Genomic DNA, 16,760 nt, shown 5'->3' on the forward strand with positions numbered 1-16,760 from the left:
GTTGTAAAATTTAGAGTAAATTCAATCTTCGCATTAATTCTGGACGGTTAGATCGGCTTATGGGAACTACATTTTTGGCAATTAGTACACTATTATCTTCAATATCAATAATTTTAGTAAAATTGATGATGTAAGACCGGTGTATTTGTAGAAATAATTTCTCAGGTAATTTCTCCTTAATTTTCTTAAGTGTAGTATGCACCCTATGCTCCTCTTTTTCCGTTTTTATCTCTATATAATCACCCTTGGCCTCAATGACTAAAATGTCATTAAGTTTCAGTTTGATCAATCTTCTATCAATATTGATATATAAATCTTCTTCTTGTGCGTTTTCTTGGTTAGCTGTTGGTATTTGTGGTCTTTTAGCAGAGCTATTTTTTATTTTGAGCAAACACTTTTGAAAACGTTCCAGAGTTATGGGTTTTACCAGATAATCTACAATACACTCATATTCGTAAGCCGCAATTGCAAAATCTGTATCTGATGTAGTCATAACCACTTTAGGGGGATCTTTAAGGGTCTGTACAAAATCTACACCGCTAAAGCCTGGCATATGAACATCTAAAAAAATGACATCTATACTATTTTGATTTAAAAATTTAATGGCGGAAATAGCATTATCAAATTCTTCAATGACATCTAGCTCGGCAACTTTGGTACATAGCTGCTTTACGATTGCTCTTGCCATAGCCTCATCATCAATTATAATACAGTTCATTTAAATCGTTTTTATGTATTCTTCAATAGTGGCTAGAACATTATCGAATTTGGTTTTACTCTCATATTTACCTTCCAATAATTCCATTTCATAGGTAACTGCCAATTTATAAGAGTCATGCATGCCTAAAATATTAAATTTATGTTTTAGTTTATGAACAATCTCGGCAGTTTCTTTAAACCTGCTGTTGTCTATATGACCAAAATATTCGTCTTTTTCTAAAGGAAATTCACTTTTGACAACATCTATGAATTGACCTCTAAAGCCCTCATCATCACCAGCAAGCTCATCTATATAACTAAGGTTCGGTTGCTCTATCATTTATTCTTTTTTAAAGTTATAAAAAATGTAGTACCTACATTTTCTTCAGACTTCAACCGCACATCACCTTCATAAAGTACCGCAATTTTTTTAACAATTGCAAGACCTATACCTGTGGCGTTATTGGCTGTTTCCAATTTTTTGAACATTTGAAATATACCTTCTTGGTGCTTGGCCGGTATTCCTTTTCCATTATCGGAAACACTGAATTTCCAATACACCTCATCTGGTTCGTACCCAATTTCTATAATTCCGTTTTCTACATGTTCCGTTGCCGTAACCGCATTTGTCAACAAATTCATGAATAATTGCTCTAGTCTAGACCTCTCGAACACCATGTGTGGCAATTCTTTAGGATACTTAAAGGTAATGTTCTCAGGTACAAAAATTGTTCTTTCAATATCCCTTAAACTGTCCTCTAAATTGAAGGAAGATTTATGTTCTTCTGTCTCACCCATTGTGGCATGGTTTAGAATACCGGTAATGAGTTTGTCCATTTTTGTTAGGTTCTGCGACACCAATTCGCAATTTTCTTTGCTGGTCTCAGAAAATTTATCTTTCTCATCTTCCATAATCCAGTTCATCAAAGCATTGATGTTTCTTATGGGCGATTTTAAATCATGCGAAACCATCTGCGCATAATTATTTAAAGATTGGTTCTGAATTTCCAAACTTTTAAGCAATTTGTCTTTCTCTACGGACATATCTGAAACCTGAGATGCCAAATTACTAATGTTAATGGCCAAGTGCTCTGCGTTGAATTCATCCTCTATATTCTGACCGAACAATTGATCTTCATTAAGATTATCCGTTAAGCTACGAATGGCATTCTCTAATGAAACAAGAATCTTTTTTTGTTGTTTTGCTTCTTTCTGTAATTTCTTATTCGCCTCAAAAAGCTCATCTGAACTAATTGTAGAAGCTCTATGCAGCATAGAGAATTTATCATCGTAATTCTCGTATGATTTTTCTATTGCTTCTAAGAATTGTGCCATCTCTGGATTAGATTCTATATCCGCAGGTAAATATTTTCTTATTTGTCTTTTTAAAAGAGAATGCATTATTCGCTAAATAAGGTTAGTGTCATAGTCTGGTTATGCAATTTACAACTATCCTGACCACTGAACGGAGCCATTTCACCATATGAGTAAAACCCGCTTATAACGGTATTATTGCCAATTACTGCCTTTACCTCCTCAATTTCTTCCTCGGTACGCTGATCCATGACCAACTTTCTACCTATACAACTGATCAACAATGCCAATTCTGGAGACTTCTTTCTACCTTCCATAGCCAACTCTGCCGCTTGTGAGGCACCGTTAGCTATATCATCTACGGAAGACATCATTAACTGTACCCTTGCCCCTTCCGGAACATCGCCCGCAAGTAACATGGTATTTTCCTTTTCATCTATATTGAGTATAGTTCTAACCAATGGATCTGAATCTTCTGTCGCTTTTACGCTAAGCGGGTAAAGCAATGCAGACTTTGGCAATTCATCTGCTTTTTCGCCTAAATACGTTTTGTACAAATCTAAAGCAGGTTTACCATCTAGTTCATAAAGCAAATTACCTTTAGATTTGGTTATAATACGTTCAGGACCAAAAGTGGTCCATCCGCCAAAATTAGAACTTGTTATTTCTAGGGTATCACCGTAGAAACCAATAGCGATAATCTCCCCTTCCTTTGGCTTTTCATTATACGAAGCCAATGTTTTTTCAAACCGATCATCATCTCCACAGAGTCCGCCGGACAGTCCGAAGGTTGTTTCTTTTAAATTCTCTAGTCCTACTATTAGAGCACTGCCGTTTACGGTACTACCTTCAGATATTACGAATAAATGTTTTAAATTCTCTTTGGGAAATTCAGCTATTAAACTTTCTCCCAATTTTTGATCATCATTTTGAAAATTATGTACATTGCTCCGTTTTACCAAAACTGAACTTTTCTCAAATTCTATAGCGGTCAAAACAACGGTGCCTTCCAAAACTTTATCATCAATAATCTCTCCTGAAGTTGTGCCAAAAACAATATGCCCATTAGGAAACAACGCCCTAACCTCATCATAGATCAAATCACTATCAAGCATATATCTATTGCCAAAAACCAGTACCAAGGGTTCATTTAAATGCATGGAACTTTGTAGTACAAAAGGGGCATTTGGTTTCTTAATTGCTTGTACGATTTTCATATTAATTTGTATTAGTTATGGTCTTTTTTTATAGTGAAATGAAACTGGGTACCTTCGCCTACAATGCTATCTACCCAAACTCTACCCTGGTAACGATCAATAATCTTCTTTACTATTGAAAGACCAATACCTGTAGATCTTTCATTATTACCGATAGATTGAAAAATATCAAAAATCTTTTTATGGTACTCTTCTGGTATACCTACGCCATTGTCACTGATCGTAAACTGCCAAAAATCGCCATCATCCTTGTACAGGACCTCTACAAGACCTACTTCCCTTTCTATATGAACAACGGCATTACCTATAATATTTTGAAAAACCTGGTGTACCTTAATTCTATCTGCCATGATGGTGGGCAGCTCTTTTGGTATTACCAATTTTACATGTTCAGGTATAAAAATAGTTTCGCCAATATCTGTAATAACTTCATTAAGGTCTACTTTAGAATCATCTAAGGCAGAACTATTGGCGGTAGAATATTCAAGAATACCATGTATCAATTTATCCATGGAAGCCACCTTTTCTTGCATAAGGGCAAGATTCTGTTTACCTCCTTCATCTAAAACATCTTTATAATCATCGCTTAACCAAGTGGCCAAAGCACTAATACTTCTAAGTGGCGATTTAAGGTCATGAGATACAATATGTGCGTACTCTTGTAAACCTTGGTTACTGTTCTCTAAATCTTTAACCAGCTGTTCTTTCTGTAATTCTAATTCTTTTTGCTTTGTTACATCTAAATGAACACCTACCGAGCCTACTACATCACCAGCTTCATTATATCTTGGTGCTCCACTTATTAACCAATGCTTTTTCTCGCCAAACTTGTTCAGTATTTCAACCTCAAAAGAATTAGACTCACCACCAGATTCTAATTTTAATTTTGACGTTAATACATTCTTGTTTTCTACATGAAAGAAATCTGTAGCATTTTTTCCTATAAGCTCATTCTCGGAAAAACCGCTCATATCACAAAAACTTTGATTAGCTAAAAGGATAGTATCTTTTTCATCTAATTCTAACAGGCCTAGGTTCATATTGGCGATGATATTACTATACTTTTCCCTTTCCGCTTTTAATTTAGTTTCAGCTTCATGCTGTTTGGTAATATCCTCTAACATACCTAAAACAAAGCGTGTTTCGTTACGTATGTTCTTAACGGCATTAAGAGATATTTTTAGATATAAGATCTCTCCGCTCTTATGTATATATTTTTTTGATATTGTAAAATCATCAATTTCACCATCATACATTTGTTGCATTAACAATTTGCTCTTCTCTTCATCATCAGAGGCGGTAATATCCGCTATACTCATATTTTGGAACTCTTGAGAACTATAGCCTAGCAAATTGGTCATTGCGTGGTTTACTTTTAAGATTTTATCCGTGTTGGCCAATACAATACCTAGCGGTGATGCATTTACGATAATATCCAATTGTCGCTTTTGTTCAGATAACATTTCCGTTACCTCCATCTCTTGGGTAATATCACGTACTATACCTTGGGCCGCTATTGGTTGTTTTTCTTTATTGAATATTAAACTGGCATTAATTTCTACCCATTTTTCAACATCATCTTTAACAAGGATTTTGGCCCGGTAGTTTTTAAGCATACCAACCTCTTTTAAACTACTGAAAGATTCTATGGTGTACTCCATATAATCTTTGTGTACCAATTTCCAAAGATTGATATCTTGTTCCTTATGATCATAACCTAAAAAATCTTTAGCAGATTGGTTCATGCTTACCACATTATAGGATAAGTCCATGACCACATAAGGATCTATAATATTGATGAAAACGCCATCTAGTTCGGATGTTTTTTCGCTTAAAAGATTTTCAAGTTTGTTATTAGACTCCCTTAAATGGCGTGCAACCTCGTAAAGCTCATTAGATTTTTCTTCTAATATTCTTTCGGCTTGTTTGCGGGCCATTTTTTGCCTTTCCAAGGCTTTTTTAAGAAGGGTAACCTCTTTACTATCCATGTTGTACAACATCAAATTTTACTTCAGTACCATCTTCCTTAAGAAGTTCGTAAGTAATATCGGCCTTGCCATTAAAGTGTTCAAAAGATTTTTCTATTAAACCATGTGCCAATCTATATAGCCCTCTTGAAGAACTATAGATCATGGAAATGGAAGTATCAGTTTTCTCAAGAATCTTAAATGTAGGCAATTCTGCTTCTGGATATAGTTTTTTTACATGCACATGAATATGGTCTTCAATTGAATAAAGCAAACCGATAGGAGAACGGTAACTTTGAATAACTTCTGGATGCGCATTTTTAAGACTAGAAAACAAATAGAGTCCAAATGCGTAAATTAGATCTCCGGCAGGTAAATCTACCTCTTCACTCAATTGGGTAATCAATGCCACCATTTCATTGAATTCGTAGGTGGCAACAGATGTATATATGCCCTGGGAAGGCAAATCTGTTTTTTCAATAATATTATCAACAGTCTCTAAACCGAATTCCGATTCGACCATTTCTAAAAACTCGGTAAATACAATTCCCTTCATTTGAATTTTTTTACAATATATTCAAACGTAGGAAAATTAATACGTAATTGTATAAAAATGTTGTGAAATGAGCTTTTTTGTTAGCCTTTTACTAGTTGGTTAATGCTCCAATACTGTAAAACTGCATTTAACTTATACTCATAATCTTCATATTTCAAAGGTTTAATTACATAACCTGCAATACCGGCCTGGTAACATTTTAACAAATCTGCCCTATTCTCAGAGGTCGTTAAAATAACAGTAGGTAAATATTGAAGTACGTCATCTGCCTTTAATATTTCTAAAAATTCTATACCGTTCATTCTAGGCATGTTCAAGTCTAACAGAATAATATCCGGTAATTTCTCACCTGATCTTAAAAAGTCCAATGCCTCTTCACCGTTCTTTGCTTCTATGATTGAATGTTTTAGCTCAAGTTTAGAAACTGTTCGTTTCAACTTCATTACTTCAATTAAATCGTCTTCTATTAATAATATATCCATTGCATAAATATTTGAGTGTCAAAAGTCTTACAATCACTCGATATAATTTGACTTGTGTGGGCGAATGGTCATTTACTGTCGGTGAATGGTAATTTGATTACGCTGAACAAATTCGCAAAATTATTTAAATGTTCTGTTAGGGCTAAAAGCAGCTATATTCATGGTAGTTTTTTTATTTGATAAAATCTCTGCAACGAGCTTACCGGTTACAGGACCTAAACTCCACCCCATCATAGCATGACCCGTTGCTATAGTAAGATTTTTAAATTTGGAAGAATTACCAATATACGGTAGGCCATCTGGCGAAACAGGGCGCAAACCTGTACTTACATTCGCAATTTCGTCCTCGTTAATTTTAAGATCAGGATAAAAGGATCGGGCCCCATTCGCAATTGCCATTACCCGCTCATTTCTAATGATTTCATTATTACCTGAAAACTCCATGGTACCCGCAAATCTGGTAAAACCGTTCATTGGGGTTACCGCCATTTTAGATTCCATCAATATTGCAGGTATAGAAATACCCGTACTACGCTCCACATTTATACGATACCCTTTACCTCCTTGCAGCGGTAGTTTTAAACGTAGTTTTTTTGCAAGCTCCCCACTCCAAGATCCAGCTGCCAAGACAACGTTATCTGGCCTATAGCTGCCATTTGTAGTTATGACTTCCGTAATTTTATCACCGTTAGTTTCAATATCAAGTACTTCTTCGTTCGTTTTTATGATTACGCCCTGTCTCTTGAGATAAGCTAGAAGTTTGGGCATAATCTCCGTCGGTGTCGTATGACCGTCACATTCGTAGTGTATGGCTCCTTCGGCATCAATTCTAACATTTGGTTCTAGTTGATGTAATTCTGTTTTGTTTAATTCTGAAACTTCAAGTCCCTCAAAAGCTACCCTTTCGGCAATTTTTCTTTCATGTAGATAAGCTGATTCGGTTTTATAGAGCATTAACAATCCTTTACGTTCTAGTTGAAAATCACCCAAATCGCCAGACTTCTTCATATCTGCAAATAATCCTCTACTAATTAGGTTAATTTCTTTAATTGCCGGAATTGCCTTTTCTACTTTGGCCGGGGTTGATGATTTATGAAAATACCACGCCCATTTTAAAAAGTCTGCGTCTAACCTAGGTTTCATATAAAACGGACTAGCAGAATTGAACATCATCTTAATCCCTTTTGCTATCATACCTGGTGATGCCAAAGGAATTATATGGCTTGGAGTAATATAGCCTGCATTTACAAATGATGCGCCAGAAGTGATATCGCCTTTATCGATTACCGTTACCCCAAAACCTTCTTTAGTTAGGTAATAAGCGGTGCAAAGCCCAACAATGCCACCACCAATAACAACAACACCTTTCATATACTAAACATTAAATTACCTGAAATCCGTAAGCATATGGATCATCATCATCAATAGTTATGGTATTGTGTCCATATATTTTAGCCCAGCCCTTTATACTAGGTATAATTGCAGGTTTGCCCGCCAATATGGTTTCCTTTTCTACAGTACCAATAAATTGAGAACCTATATAGCTTTCATGTACAAAATCTTCACCAACGTTCAACATTCCCTTGGCATGCCATTGCGCCATACGCGCAGAGGTACCTGTACCACAAGGTGAGCGATCAATAGCTTTATCACCATAAAACACAGCATTTCTAGCTGTAGCGCTATCAGAAATTGTTTTACCTGCCCACAAAATATGGCTAACGTCCTTTATGGTGCTATCCTCTGGATGAATAAATCTGTTCGGGTATTTTATATTGATTTTCTTTCTGATTTCTTGACTAAACTGAACTAGCTGAGCGGCCGAATAATCTTGAATTCCGTTAAAATTCTTTTGTGCATCTATAATGGCGTAAAAATTTCCTCCGTATGACACATCAAAAATCAACTCGCCCAATACAGAACAATTTACCGTTAGCTCCGTATCTACCAAATATGATTTTACATTGGTCAATTTTACCCACACTACTTTATTTTCTTCTTTATGATATGTAATGTTCACCAAACCGGCAGGAGTTTCCATACGGATCATTCCCGGTACTTTAGGGACTATCAACTCTTCTTCCAAGGCAATGGTAATGGCTCCTATAGTTCCATGACCGCACATGGGCAAGCAACCACTGGTCTCAATAAATAAAATTCCAAAATCGTTCCTTGGATCGCTAGCCGGGTAAAAAATGCTACCGCTCATCATATCATGTCCACGAGGCTCGTACATAAGTCCCTTTCTAACCCAATCATACTCCCTAAGAAAATGCTGGCGTTTCTCGCTCATTGTGGCACCAACTAAATCTGGACCGCCCTGTTTCACCACCCTAACAGGGTTACCGCAAGTATGGGCATCGATACAAACAAAGGTGCTACTGGCCATGTTAACAGTTTATAATAGTTTAGTTTTAGTGTATTCGCCCTCCACAAGTCTGGTAATGTTAAGCGGATTTTCATTTTGCAAGGCCAGGGGCAATAATTTATTTGGCCAATCCTGAAAAGATACCGGCCTGACCCATCTTTTAATTGCAGAAGTTCCTACAGATGTAAAACGGGGATTGGTAGAAGCGGGAAAAGGACCACCATGGACCATAGATGAATTTACCTCTACACCGGTGGGCACTCCGTTAAATAAAATACGCCCAACCTTACTTTGCAGTGCATCCACAATTTCAGCGTTATTTTCCAAATCTTCTTCAGAACCTAAAATAGTGCCGGTTAACTGACCTTCTAAATGATTTAAGATATTTTCCATCTCAACCGTATTTTCACATTCAACTACTACGGAAAAAGGTCCAAAAACTTCATTGTGCAATGTTGTATTCGTTAAAAAGTTTTCACCGCTTACTTTTAGAATAGAAGGTTTTGCAGTATTCACACCGGTATTTTTGGTATAATCTGCAGTAATTATTACCCCGCTCTGTGCGGACAATTCTTCTTTACCCTCATTATATTTAGAGTATATGTTGGGGTGCAACATACAGGCAGGTTCTAGTTTTAAAATTTCTTCGGATAGCGATTTAATGAAACTATCCAATTTTTCCCCTTTTACGGCCAATACCAAACCAGGATTTGTACAAAACTGGCCGGCACCCAATGTTATTGAAGAGGCATACTTTGAAGCCCATGCATTACCTTCATTTTCCAATGCCGAAGGTAAAATTACAACTGGGTTGATACTACCCATTTCTGCAAATACGGGAATAGGTTCCTTTCTTTCATTCGCTAATTTATATAATGCAGTACCCCCTTTAATACTACCGGTAAACCCAACAGCTTTTACTTTAGGGTGTCTTACCAACTGTTGCCCTACTTCAATACCGCTACTATTTAAATTTGAAAATACACCATTTGGCATTCCTGTTTTTGCTGCTGCCTTAAGTATGGCATTGGAAACCAATTCACCGGTACCGGCATGCATAGGATGACTTTTTACAATTACAGGACAACCTGCCGCAAGTGCACTGGCGGTATCTCCGCCAGCGGTAGAAAATGCCAATGGAAAATTACTGGCACCAAAAACCGTTACAGGACCTAATGCAAACAGCATTTTACGAATATCAGATTTTGGCATAGGTTCTCTGTTTGGCTGTGCTTGTTCAATAACGGCCTCTACCCAAGACCCCTCTCTCAATAAATTTGCAAATGCTCGCAATTGGCCCATAGTACGGCCACGCTCACCTCTAGCCCTACCTTCGGGCAAGCCAGATTCCTTGCAGTAGGTTTCAATAAGTTCCTCTCCAAGAGCTTCTATTTCTATAGCTATGGCTTCAAGAAATTCTGCCTTTTTGGTTCCAGTAAAATCTTTATAAACTTTAAAAGCACTTTCTGCTAAAGCAACGGCCTCATCTATTTCATTTGAAGATGCCTCGTAAAAAGTCCATTGCGTTTCTACATTTTTTTTAGGATCAAAAGTCTTAAAAGTTTTATTTCCTTGTTTTGAAGATTTGTTCCCTATTGCATTTGTACCGCTTATCATTATATATGTTTATGGTGTTGCCCAAAAGTAATTAAAGATGCCGAAACAAATTTTAATTCTTTCCTTACATTTCTGTCCTGGAATACTATCATAAAAATACTATTAGACTAATTGATATTCTTATAATCAGGCAATTTAGGTCTTGTTGCCATACCTTGTTCTATAATAGCTGCAACTCTTTCACGCTCCTCACCTCTTAAAGGCAATCTTGGTGCTCTAACATTTTCGGTTCCTATACCAGTTGCCACTTCCGCCATTTTTATGTTCTGTACCAACTGCGGACTAATATCCAATTCTAACAATGGTAAGAACCATTGGTAAACTTCTAAAGCTTCTTTGATTCTGCCAGCTCTGGCCAGTTCAAAAACAGCACAAGTTTCGGCAGGGAAAGCACATACCAAGCCGGCAACCCAACCATCAGCGCCCATAAGGGTACTTTCAAGACCTAAAGTATCAACACCCGTTAAAACATTAAGTCTATTCCCAAATCTTGTTTTTATACGGGTTATATTAGAAATGTCCCTTGTAGATTCTTTGACCGCCTGTATATTATCACAAACCATTAATTCATTTAACATATCAAGAGTTACCATAATACCATAGTCTATGGGATTGTTATAAATCATAATTGGTAAATCTGTGCTATTGGCCGTTTCTTTAAAATAAGTAACCGTCTCATGGTCATTGGCTTTGTAACGCATTGGTGGCAACATCATTAAACCGGTTGCGCCACATTGCTCAGCAACTTTAGCAGCTTGTATTGCACCTTTTGTTGTCTGCTCGGCAATATTTATAATTACCGGAACTTTACCTTCTACAAGGTTTACGGTCTCTTTCATCAAAACCTTTTTTTCATCGTTGGTCAACGTACTTGCCTCACCTAAAGTACCTCCCAAAATAATGCCATTTACACCAGCCTCTAATTGAGCTTTAATATTAATGGAGAACATATTTAGATCCAATTCATCTTGATCCGTAAATTTTGTGGTAACCGCTGGCATTACGCCCGTCCATGAAATACTCATTTTGCTTTCTTTTAGTTGATACCCAAAATTAGGGATAGCACCTTGTAATACATGTCGCCATATTATCCAGACATGGTACTATTTTACCATCTTACATGTTCAATTTCATTTTATAATGATAAATTAGATGCATATGAAAGTGTTTCCTTTTAAAATACCAAAGCCCTTAGATGAACATTTAATAGTTCAGGTTGATAAAGAACCTATATTTTATAACAAGCTTCATCAGCATGAAGAAATACAGATAAGTTACATTGTAAACGGTAACGGTAAATTGTTGGTGGGTGATAGTATTCATCAATTTTCCACGGGAGATATCTATGTTATTGGCAGTAACCTGCCACACGTTTTTAAAAGTATACCTGGGCAGATAGATGCGCATATGATCACTGTATTTTTTACGAAAAAATCCTTTGGCGCAGCATTCTTTAATCTCCCCTATTTTAAAGACTTAGGCGACTTCTTTGCAAATGCCACAGGCGGATTCAAAATAACATCAAACCAAAAGCAAATTGCCCAACAATTAATAGAAATACAGTCTAATCAAAAACTCAAACTGTTTATTTCTTTTTTAGAGTTAATAGAAGAACTTAGTAAAGCAACTACAGAACCTTTAAGTACATTTATATACTCTAAAACCTTAAGTTCTACAGAAGGTGAGCGTTTACAGGATATTTTCGATTTTGTATTCAAAAATTTCCAACAACCCATTTCGTTAGATGAGATAGCAAAAATGGCATGTATGACACCAAATGCTTTCTGTCGTTTTTTTAAACAACGAACAGATAAAACGTTTTTTCAATTTTTAATAGAACTACGCGTTGCCCATGCCTGCCAATTATTAATTTCAAATAAAGAACTAACTGTTAATATGATAGCCGAACTTTCTGGTTTTAATTCCATCTCCAATTTTAATAAGAAGTTTAAAAAAATAAAAGGAATAACCCCTACCCAATACCAACAATCAATACTTTAAAAAGTAAACTTCGTTTTTTTATATCATTATTATATTTCAAATTGAACTATAGGTTTCTATATTTGCCATTCATTTTACTACAAATAGGCCCACGTGGTGAAATTGGTAGACACGCTACCTTGAGGGGGTAGTGTTCGCAAGGACGTGCTAGTTCGAATCTAGTCGTGGGCACAAAAGGTTAGATTTAGGTCTAACCTTTTTTATTTTGATAATTTTAACTCTCATCTATCCCACGGCATATTAATAAATTGTAAATTTGTTTAATTCTTTTTCAGAAAGTATGAACAATGTAAAAAAGCAATTTAGTATTAGGGACCTTGAAAACCTCTCTGGTATCAAGGCACACACCATTAGAATTTGGGAAAAAAGATACAATCTTTTATCACCGGAACGTACGGATACGAACATTAGAACTTATAGCCTTTCTAGTTTACAGAAGCTACTTAATGTAACCCTACTATACAATAACGGACATAAAATTTCAAAAATTGCTAAAATTTCTGATAAAGACATTCCCTATGTTGTACGTGAAATAGTAGCAAAACACAGTCATAAGAGCCAAGCAATCAACGCTTTTAAATTGGCAATGGTGAATTTTGACCAGACCATGTTCTTTAATACATATAATGCTTTACTAAGCGAAAACTCTTTTAGAGAGATATTTAAAGAGACTTTTGTTCCTTTATTAAACGAACTTGGATTATTATGGCAGACAGATACCATCAGTCCTGCACATGAACATTTTATGAGCAGTTTAATTAAACAAAAAATCTTATTAAATACAGAAAAGCTTCAGCATTTAGAGCCCACTAAAAAAGATAAAGTCTTTGTTGCCTTCTTACCCGAAAATGAAATTCATGATATAGGTTTATTGTACATTAACTATGAAATTATTCTGAAAGGGTATAAGTGTATTTACTTAGGACCAACAATACCCATGGAAAATTTAGAAGATGTTCTAAAATACTTTGATGACATATATTTTGTATCATATTTTACAGTGTACCCAGAAAAAGACAAGGTAAACAAGTATCTAGAAGATTTCTCTGAATTAGTTTCTAAGTATAACAATCCTAATTTCTGGATTTTAGGTAGACAGACCAATTTCATTGAAGAAGATACAAAGCCTAACTTCTGCAGAACCTTTACTTCAATAGACAGCTTAGTGAACAACCTATAATTGCACAGAAATAAATGAATAAAAGTTGTATTGTAATCGGTTCTGGTTTTTCATCATTATCGGCATCATGTTACTTGGCAAAAGCCGGTTGGAACGTTACCATATTTGAAAAAAATGAATCTGTTGGAGGTCGTGCATCACAGTTTAAAAAAGACGGGTTTACCTTTGATATGGGACCAAGCTGGTATTGGATGCCGGATATTTTTGATAAATTTTTCGCCGATTTCAATAAACAAACATCAGATTATTACCAACTGGACAAACTAAGTCCTGCCTATAAAATATTTTTTTCTGACGATGTTATTACTATTGGTGATAGTATGGATAAAATTTGTACGGAATTTGAACGGATTGAGCCGGGAAGCTCTAAAGCGCTAAAAAAGTTCATTGCACAAGCCCAAGAAAATTATGACATAGCTATCAATAAGGTTGTTCTTAGACCAGGACTTTCACCCTTAGAATTGGTTACCAAAGAGACGATATTTAAAGTTGATCAATTTTTTAAGACCATTAGCTCTCAAGTTCGCAAGGCTTTTAAAAATCCTAAGTTGGTCTCTACCTTAGAATTTCCCGTATTATTCCTTGGCGCCAAACCCAATAATACTCCGTCATTTTATAATTTTATGAACTTTGCCGATTTTGGTCTAGGTACATGGCATCCTAAAGGGGGCATGTACCAAGTAATAAAGGCTATGCAGAACTTAGCAATAGAATTAGGCGTTACAATAAATACAAATTCTCCGGTAGATAAAATCATTGTTAACGAGGGTAAAGCTTCGGCCATTGTCTGTAATGGAAAAACATATACAGCCAATAAAGTACTAAGCGGTGCAGATTACCAGCATTCTGAAAGCTTACTAGATGCAAAACACCGGCAATACAGTAGTAATTATTGGGAGAAAAAAGTTTTTGCACCATCATCGCTGTTATTTTACATTGGTTTTGACAAAAAATTGAACAATGTAGAACATCATAATTTATTTTTTGATACAGATTTTGAGTTACATGCCCAAGAAATTTATGATAACCCAAAATGGCCAACAAACCCTTTGTTCTACGCCAATTTTCCTTCTATTACAGACAGCAGTATGGCTCCAGAAGGTTGTGAAAACGGATTCTTTTTGGTACCGATCGCCACAGCTTTAGAGGACACCGGAGAACTTAGAAATAACTATTTTAATATAATTATGGACCGTTTTCAAGAAAGAACCGGCCAAAACATTAGAAATAATATTATATTCAAGGAAACATTCTGTGTTAATGATTTTGTAGAACGCTACAATTCTTATAAAGGAAATGCCTATGGTATGGCCAACACCTTAACACAAACTGCTTTTTTAAGACCAAATTTAAGAAGTAAAAAGGTAAAAGATCTTTACTTTACAGGACAACTGACAGTACCTGGACCAGGAGTACCACCGGCTTTAATATCGGGAAAATTAGTGTCAGAATTAATTATTAAGGATAACTAGTGATTTATGAAAGCTACTTTTGATCAAGTTTCGCACCAGTGTAGTAAAGTCGTTACAAAACGATATAGCACCTCTTTTGCTTTAGCAACAAAAATGCTTCACCCATCTATACGCAGTCATATTTATAATATTTATGGTTTTGTGCGCTTTGCAGACGAAATTGTAGATACCTTTCATGATTATGATAAAGAAGTACTTTTTGACAAATTTGAAAAAGAACTTGAAGATTCTTTAAAAGATAAGATTAGCCTAAACCCTATCTTAAACTCCTTTCAGTACACTTATCATAAATACAAAATACCAAGGCATTTGGTAGATTCTTTTTTAAAGAGTATGCGTATGGACTTGGTCAAGAATATTTATAGAACAGATGCGGAATATAAAGAATATATCTATGGCTCTGCAGATGTGGTAGGTTTAATGTGCCTACAAGTCTTTGTAAAAGGAGACGTAGAAGAATATAATAAACTGAAAGAATCTGCCATGGCACTGGGTTCCGCTTTTCAGAAAGTAAATTTCTTGAGAGACGTAAAAGCAGATTTTGAAGAATTGAATAGATCTTATTTTCCAAACACAAATCTAAAAGAGCTAGATGAGGTGTCAAAAAAGAGAATAGTTGATGAAATAAAAGCTGATTTCAAGAAAGGCTATGACGGTATTGTTGCCTTGCCTGCCGATGCAAAATTTGGTGTTTATACAGCCTATAAATATTATTATAAGTTGCTGAACAAATTACAGAGCACACCTTCCTTGGAAATAAAAAATGCAAGAATACGTGTTCCAAATTATCAGAAATTTGGATTACTAGCACGTTCTTATGTGAAATTTAAAATGAATTTAGTATAATGAATATAGTTATTTGGATATTGATTTTTCTAGGAACATTTTTGTTCATGGAGTTTATGGCGTGGTTTACGCACAAATATATTATGCACGGTTTTTTGTGGAGTCTTCATAAAGACCATCACAAAAAAGATCACGACTCATGGTTTGAAAGAAATGATGCGTTCTTTATTTTTTACGCAATTGTTAGCATGTCCTTATTTTACGCGGGCACTACCGGTTTTTGGTATGGTTATCCTTTAGGATTTGGAATTTTGGCTTACGGTATAGCCTACTTTCTTGTACACGATATATTTATTCACCAACGTTTCAAACTCTTCAGAAACGCAAATAACTGGTATAGCCGAGGTGTACGTAGAGCACATAAAATGCATCATAAACATATAGGTAAAAGCGATGGCGAATGTTTTGGAATGCTTTTCGTACCCTTTAAATATTTTAAAAAATAAGATTCACCAAACAATTTTAGGTTATTCAGTAATCAGTTGATTTAGCAGATTGTTTACTTTTTCATTATCCCAATCTGCAATGGCATTTTGGTGAATTACTATAGCACCATTTTTGTCGATTACATAAGATCCAGGCGGTTTTAATAATGACAAAGGACTTGGTTCTCCTATAATCTGATAAGTAACGGGAAAAGTATATCCCTGTTCTTGCATAAAAAGTTCTACAGGTGCTCTTTCTTCATTAGTAATAATATAGAACTTGATCTTATCACCAAAAGTTTCATACAAATACTGTATATCTTTCAATTGAGCCTGTGAAGGCATATGCCATGAGGTCCAAAATGTAATAAAGGCAACCTGTCCTTTTGCTTCATCAAAATTAAAGAACTTCCAGTTTGCATCTTTCAGCTTCCAATCGTAATCGGTTATTTTACCACGCTTTTCCGGTTGAATAATTGTTGGGGAAGTGGCAAAAACCCTGTTGAGAATAATCTTGCTATAATCACCCAAAGGGGTAACAAAAAAAGAAAGCACAAAAGCAATGATCAATAAGGTAAAAACCGTTTGTCTCTTCATAAAAGTTTTATAGGGGTCA

General features: G+C 35.5%; 17 protein-coding genes and 1 tRNA gene. 6 read left to right on the plus strand and 12 right to left on the minus strand.

The window, feature by feature from the left end; all coding sequences use genetic code 11:
* Positions 1–10 precede the first annotated feature (10 nt).
* The 11 genes from QZ657_RS06025 to QZ657_RS06075 all read right to left on the minus strand — a co-directional run bounded on the left by QZ657_RS06025 (position 11) and on the right by QZ657_RS06075 (position 11,245).
* Positions 11–718: a LytR/AlgR family response regulator transcription factor gene (locus QZ657_RS06025; protein WP_291959433.1), complete on the minus strand. Its 708-nt coding sequence runs from the start codon at positions 716–718 to the stop codon at positions 11–13.
* Positions 719–1,039, minus strand: a complete 321-nt coding sequence (locus QZ657_RS06030; protein WP_276472046.1) for an Hpt domain-containing protein — start codon at positions 1,037–1,039, stop codon at positions 719–721. It abuts the gene before it with no gap.
* The gene (locus tag QZ657_RS06035; protein WP_291965615.1) at positions 1,036–2,100 is read right to left on the minus strand and encodes a sensor histidine kinase; all 1,065 of its coding nucleotides are present in this window, start codon (positions 2,098–2,100) and stop codon (positions 1,036–1,038) included. Before QZ657_RS06035 ends, QZ657_RS06030 begins: the two co-directional genes overlap by 4 nt.
* Complete coding sequence (locus QZ657_RS06040; protein ID WP_291965616.1) at positions 2,100–3,230, minus strand: FIST signal transduction protein; 1,131 nt, start codon at positions 3,228–3,230, stop codon at positions 2,100–2,102. The genes QZ657_RS06035 and QZ657_RS06040 overlap by 1 nt, the downstream gene beginning before the upstream one ends.
* An 11-nt stretch (positions 3,231–3,241) precedes the next feature.
* The gene (locus tag QZ657_RS06045) at positions 3,242–5,218 is read right to left on the minus strand and encodes a PAS domain-containing sensor histidine kinase (protein ID WP_291959428.1); all 1,977 of its coding nucleotides are present in this window, start codon (positions 5,216–5,218) and stop codon (positions 3,242–3,244) included.
* Positions 5,211–5,753, minus strand: a complete 543-nt coding sequence (locus QZ657_RS06050) for a heme NO-binding domain-containing protein (protein ID WP_291959427.1) — start codon at positions 5,751–5,753, stop codon at positions 5,211–5,213. The genes QZ657_RS06045 and QZ657_RS06050 overlap by 8 nt, the downstream gene beginning before the upstream one ends.
* 80 nt (positions 5,754–5,833) lie before the next feature.
* Positions 5,834–6,235: a response regulator gene (locus QZ657_RS06055; protein WP_276472041.1), complete on the minus strand. Its 402-nt coding sequence runs from the start codon at positions 6,233–6,235 to the stop codon at positions 5,834–5,836.
* A 120-nt stretch (positions 6,236–6,355) separates the two neighbouring features.
* Positions 6,356–7,606: an NAD(P)/FAD-dependent oxidoreductase gene (locus tag QZ657_RS06060; protein WP_291965618.1), complete on the minus strand. Its 1,251-nt coding sequence runs from the start codon at positions 7,604–7,606 to the stop codon at positions 6,356–6,358.
* 10 nt (positions 7,607–7,616) lie between these two features.
* Entirely contained in the window at positions 7,617–8,624 is a 1,008-nt protein-coding gene (locus tag QZ657_RS06065; protein WP_291965620.1) for a 4-hydroxyproline epimerase, read from the minus strand.
* Positions 8,625–8,633: 9 nt separating this feature from the next.
* Positions 8,634–10,220, minus strand: a complete 1,587-nt coding sequence (locus QZ657_RS06070) for an aldehyde dehydrogenase (NADP(+)) (protein ID WP_291965622.1) — start codon at positions 10,218–10,220, stop codon at positions 8,634–8,636.
* A 107-nt stretch (positions 10,221–10,327) separates the two neighbouring features.
* Positions 10,328–11,245: a dihydrodipicolinate synthase family protein gene (locus QZ657_RS06075; protein ID WP_291965624.1), complete on the minus strand. Its 918-nt coding sequence runs from the start codon at positions 11,243–11,245 to the stop codon at positions 10,328–10,330.
* A 133-nt stretch (positions 11,246–11,378) separates the two neighbouring features.
* Here QZ657_RS06075 and QZ657_RS06080 point away from each other — a divergent pair, with 133 nt between their 5' ends.
* From QZ657_RS06080 to QZ657_RS06105, 6 genes are all read left to right on the plus strand, one after another.
* On the plus strand, positions 11,379–12,221 hold the full coding sequence (locus tag QZ657_RS06080; protein WP_291965626.1) for a helix-turn-helix domain-containing protein: 843 nt from the start codon (positions 11,379–11,381) through the stop codon (positions 12,219–12,221).
* Positions 12,222–12,308: 87 nt separating this feature from the next.
* Positions 12,309–12,392: transfer RNA gene (locus tag QZ657_RS06085), tRNA-Leu, on the plus strand.
* A gap of 109 nt (positions 12,393–12,501) precedes the next feature.
* Positions 12,502–13,401 (plus strand): MerR family transcriptional regulator, encoded by a 900-nt coding sequence (locus QZ657_RS06090; protein WP_276472035.1) that lies wholly within the window; start codon positions 12,502–12,504, stop codon positions 13,399–13,401.
* 14 nt (positions 13,402–13,415) lie between these two features.
* Positions 13,416–14,873: a phytoene desaturase family protein gene (locus QZ657_RS06095; RefSeq protein ID WP_291965627.1), complete on the plus strand. Its 1,458-nt coding sequence runs from the start codon at positions 13,416–13,418 to the stop codon at positions 14,871–14,873.
* Positions 14,874–14,879: 6 nt separating this feature from the next.
* The gene (locus QZ657_RS06100) at positions 14,880–15,719 is read left to right on the plus strand and encodes a phytoene/squalene synthase family protein (protein ID WP_291965629.1); all 840 of its coding nucleotides are present in this window, start codon (positions 14,880–14,882) and stop codon (positions 15,717–15,719) included.
* A complete protein-coding gene (locus tag QZ657_RS06105; RefSeq protein WP_291959415.1) occupies positions 15,719–16,165 on the plus strand; it encodes a sterol desaturase family protein in 447 nt (148 codons plus the stop codon). The genes QZ657_RS06100 and QZ657_RS06105 overlap by 1 nt, the downstream gene beginning before the upstream one ends.
* A 21-nt stretch (positions 16,166–16,186) precedes the next feature.
* Here QZ657_RS06105 and QZ657_RS06110 read toward each other — a convergent pair whose 3' ends face one another.
* The gene (locus QZ657_RS06110) at positions 16,187–16,741 is read right to left on the minus strand and encodes a TlpA family protein disulfide reductase (RefSeq protein ID WP_291965631.1); all 555 of its coding nucleotides are present in this window, start codon (positions 16,739–16,741) and stop codon (positions 16,187–16,189) included.
* Positions 16,742–16,760 lie beyond the last annotated feature (19 nt).

Origin of the sequence: Maribacter sp. (genome assembly GCA_020629415.1) — a bacterium.
Taxonomy (GTDB): Bacteria; Bacteroidota; Bacteroidia; order Flavobacteriales; family Flavobacteriaceae; genus Maribacter; species Maribacter huludaoensis.